The 2,632-nt window shown below is 66.8% G+C and carries 4 protein-coding genes; all 4 read right to left on the bottom strand.

The window, feature by feature from the left end; all coding sequences use genetic code 11:
* On the bottom strand, positions 1–546 hold a 546-nt coding region (locus AC27IQ_RS22195), incomplete at its 3' end, for a UDP-2,3-diacylglucosamine diphosphatase (RefSeq protein ID WP_487090823.1).
* 37 nt (positions 547–583) lie between these two features.
* The gene (locus tag AC27IQ_RS22190) at positions 584–1,090 is read right to left on the bottom strand and encodes a peptidylprolyl isomerase (protein WP_487090822.1); all 507 of its coding nucleotides are present in this window, start codon (positions 1,088–1,090) and stop codon (positions 584–586) included.
* Positions 1,091–1,152: 62 nt separating this feature from the next.
* Complete coding sequence (locus tag AC27IQ_RS22185; protein ID WP_487090821.1) at positions 1,153–1,737, bottom strand: peptidylprolyl isomerase; 585 nt, start codon at positions 1,735–1,737, stop codon at positions 1,153–1,155.
* On the bottom strand, positions 1,734–2,632 hold an 899-nt coding region (locus AC27IQ_RS22180; RefSeq protein WP_487090820.1), incomplete at its 5' end, for a L,D-transpeptidase family protein. The genes AC27IQ_RS22185 and AC27IQ_RS22180, both read right to left, overlap by 4 nt.

The raw sequence follows: 2,632 nt of genomic DNA, 5'->3' as shown, positions 1-2,632 counted from the left end.
CTTGCGCGCCTCGCTCTGCTCGCGGATGCCGCGGGCCTGCGCGCGCCGCACGGCCAGCGGCTGGGACAGGAACCGCTGCTGCCACTCCGTGCTGCGGGCCTGGGCGCGAAAGCGCTGGTAGTCCACGTCGTCCAGGCAGAGCAGGTCGCCGTGGCTGAGCACGGTGCGTTCGCCGCCGAACTGCAGCACCGTCGGGTCGTGCAGCCCCGTCAGGCCGCAGTGGGCCAGAAAGCGCGGCCCGACCAGGAAGTCGCGGTTGCCGTGCATGAAGAACACCGGCCGCTGGCGGGCCGCCTCGCGCAGCAGGGCGCCGCATTCGGCCTCGAAGGCCCCCTCGGCATCGTCGATGCAGTCGTCGCCCACCCACACTTCGAACAGGTCGCCCAGGATGAACACCGCGCTGGCGTCGGTGGTCCGCAGATAGCGTCGCCAGGCCTCGAACGTGGCGGGCTCGCTGGCCTGCAGGTGCAGGTCGGAAATGAATTCGACCGTGCGCCAGTCCGAAGGAGCGGCAAGCTCCTCGAACCGGGGCACGGTCGTGGTCACGGGGCGGGCGGGGATGGGTGCGCCGCGGTCGCCGCGATTACAGGGCGACGGCCTTCTCGATGATCACGTCGTCCTTGGGCACGTCGTCATGGAAGCCCTTGCGGCCGGTCTTCACGCCCTTGATGGCATCGACCACTTCGGTGCCCTTGACCACCTTGCCGAACACGGCATAGCCCCAGCCCTGGGCGGACGGCGCGGTGTGGTTCAGGAAGCCGTTGTCGGCCACGTTGATGAAGAACTGGGCGGTGGCCGAGTGCGGATCGCTCGTGCGGGCCATGGCCACGGTGTAGTTGGCGTTCTTCAGGCCGTTGTTGGCCTCGTTCTCGATCGGGGCTTCGGTACCCTTTTGGTTCATGCCGGGCTCGAACCCGCCGCCCTGCACCATGAAGCCGGGGATCACGCGGTGGAAGATCGTGTTGTCGTAGTGGCCCTTCTTCACGTAGGCCAGGAAGTTCTCGGTGGACTTCGGCGCCTTTTCGGCATCGAGTTCGAGGGTGATGACGCCGTGGCCGGCGATGTGCAGTTCGACTTTGGGGTTGCTCATGGGATTCCTTGGAAAGCGTTGGGGGCCGGAAGGGCCGTGGTGTGTACAGGGGCCGGTGGGCTTTACTTGACCACGGTGGCGGAGGTGATGACGACGGGCGTCGTGGGCACGTTCTGGTGCATGCCCTTGTTGCCCGTGGACACGGCCTTGATCTTGTCCACCACGTCGGTGCCCGAAACCACCTTGCCGAACACGGCGTAGCCGTTGCCTTCACCGGTGGCGTTGAGCATGGCGTTGTCCTTCACGTTGATGAAGAACTGCGAGGTGGCCGAGTCCGGATTGCCGGTGCGGGCCATGGCGATGGTGTAGTTGTCGTTCTTGAGGCCGTTGTTGGCCTCCAGCGGGATCGGTGCCTTGGTGGGCTTTTGCTGCATGTCTGGCGTGAAGCCGCCGCCCTGGATCATGAAGCCGTTGATCACGCGGTGAAAGACGGTGCCGTCGTAGTGCTTGTCCTTCACATAGGACAGGAAGTTGTCCACCGTCTTCGGGGCCTTGGCGGGGTCGAGCTGGACCACGATGTCGCCCAGCGACGTGGCGAGCTTCACCTTGGGGACCGCCGCGTCCTGCGCCTGGGCGGGTGCTACGGAAACGATAGCTGCCAGCGCCATGCTGGCCAGCGCCAGGGTCGAATTTCTTCTGGAAATCATCCAATCACTCCTTCGAAAAATATCTGCCATTGGTTGCCCTTGCGGGTCCAGTACTGGCGCTTGACGGGGCCGGTGCGGGCCCCTTCGATGACCTCGCCGAACGTTACCACCATGGTGTCGGAGGCATCCGTCCAGCGCAGCAGGGTCTTGTCCTTGAGCTGGATCGGCCGCCCGCGCAGCGCGCGCGTTTCCGCGCCCAGCTGCTTGGAAAACTCCTGCAGCGGCATCTTGCCGTAGCTCTGGAACGTGGGGGCGTAAAACCCCATCAGGCGCTGCAGGTCGCCCTGCGACTTGGCGGTGCGCCAGGCATCCAGCACCGCATCGAACGCCTTGCGGTCGGCCTGCACGCTGTGGGGCGGCACCCATTGCAGCTGCCGTGCGATCACCACCGGCGTGGAGCGTGGCTCCACCGTGCGCAGGATGCGCTCCAGGTCCGGGTTGGCCAGGGCCAGGCACCCGTCGGTGGCCAGCGGCGCGCGCGAGAACTGGTCAGGCGGCGTGCCGTGCAGCCAGATGCCGCTGCCCGTCTTGCCGCGGCTCTGGTCCAGCGGATTGGGGTAGTTGATGGGCAGGGCGCCGGCGCCGTAGAAGTCCTTGAGCGTGGCCGGGTCCAGGCGGCTCGTGATGAAGTACACGCCCAGCGGCGTGCGCTGGTCGCCCTCGATGAGTTTTTCGATGCCGAGCTTGCCCACCGAGGCGTAGTAGTCGGCCACGAGTTCCAGCCCGTTGGGCGTGTTCTCGAACAGGTAGAGCCGCGAGCGCGACGCATCGACCGCGATCGCGTGCCGCGAACGCAGCGACAGCTCGATGAACTGGGCGGGAATGGTGCGCGCCTGGGGGCGCACCCGCAGGGCGTCCGTGCGCTGGCGCGACTCCGCGCGCAGCTCGGCCAGCA

This window comes from Acidovorax sp. KPB24-07, assembly GCF_057543315.1.
Note: the sequence above shows the minus strand (reverse complement) of the source record. Positions and strands in the feature narration are given on the sequence as shown.